The organism is Streptomyces sparsus (genome assembly GCF_054776295.1).
This window is the reverse complement of record NZ_BAAHCA010001292.1, coordinates 1-1,073: the sequence shown is the minus strand read 5'-3', so window position 1 is coordinate 1,073 and position 1,073 is coordinate 1. Positions and strand designations below refer to the sequence as shown.

Sequence of the window (1,073 nt, the reverse complement as noted above, 5' to 3'; positions counted from 1 at the left end):
CCCGCGCCAGGCGGCGTTCGGCCGCGGTGGTCGCGTTCGGCGGGTACTGGCGGCCGGTGATCGCGCGGGCGAAGACCCGCCGCACGTTCGTGTCCAGCACCGGGTGGCGCTGGCCGTAGGCGAACGACGCCACCGCGGCGGCCGTGTACTCGCCCACGCCCGGCAGGGCGAGCAGTTGGGAGTGCTCGGTCGGCACGCCACCGCCGTGCCGCTCCGCTATCGCGTTCGCCGCGCCGTGCAGACGCAGGGCGCGGCGCGGATAACCCAGCCGGCCCCAGGCACGGACGGCCTCGCCTGGCGCGTCGCCGGCGAGGTCGGCCGGGCGGGGCCAGCGGGCCATCCACTGCTCGTACACCGGCAGCACCCGGCTCACCGGGGTCTGCTGGAGCATGAACTCACTGACCATCACACCCCAGGGGCCGGCTTCCGGGCGGCGCCAGGGCAGGTCGCGGGCGTGGGCTTCGAACCAGTCGATGACCGGGCCGTGCAGGCCGGTCGCGCTGTACTCGTGTGTGTTGTGCTCAGTTGTGGCAGTCATGGCGCTTCCGATCCTGGCACGGGCCGCGTCCGAGGAGAAACGCCCCGCGCCGGGCATACGGGGGCCGACCGGGCGACTCAATGCTGCTGATACGAAAAGTTGTCATGTTCTGCGGCGGGTACGGCGCTGTGCGGCGGCTGATGTCTCGTAAGGTTTCCGGCGTGGGATCACTGCGCAATCCGGTCGGGCCGCTTCCCTCCTCCATCTACTGGCGGCGGAGGGCGGTCGCGCTGTCCCTGATCGCCCTGATCGCCCTGCTGGTCGTCTGGGTCGTCGGTACCGGCGGTGACAACGGCAGCAACAACGGGGCCGACGGCGGCAGGGACGATCGCGGGAGCGGGGCGGCCAGTTCCATCACGCCCGGCCCGACGAGTTCGGCACCGGTGGACGGGAGACGTCCCGGTGGCCGCGAGGAGTCCGAGGGCGGCAGCGACGGCGACGGCTCCGGCGGCGGCGACGGAGCGGAGTCCGGCGGCTCGGCGGGTTCCGGCGGCGGGTCCGGGGGAACCGGTGGGTCCGCGGGCGCTTCCGGCGG

Annotated in this window: 1 protein-coding gene and 1 pseudogene; one reads left to right on the top strand and one right to left on the bottom strand. The window is 73.7% G+C overall.

Features of this window, described 5'->3' with window-relative positions:
- A partial coding sequence (locus ACYVE9_RS27980) for an HhH-GPD family protein (protein WP_461030683.1) occupies positions 1–538 on the bottom strand: 538 nt, incomplete at its 3' end.
- 161 nt (positions 539–699) lie between these two features.
- Between ACYVE9_RS27980 and ACYVE9_RS27975 the strand changes: the two are divergent.
- A pseudogene (locus ACYVE9_RS27975) lies at positions 700–1,073 on the top strand (hypothetical protein); the annotation flags it as partial.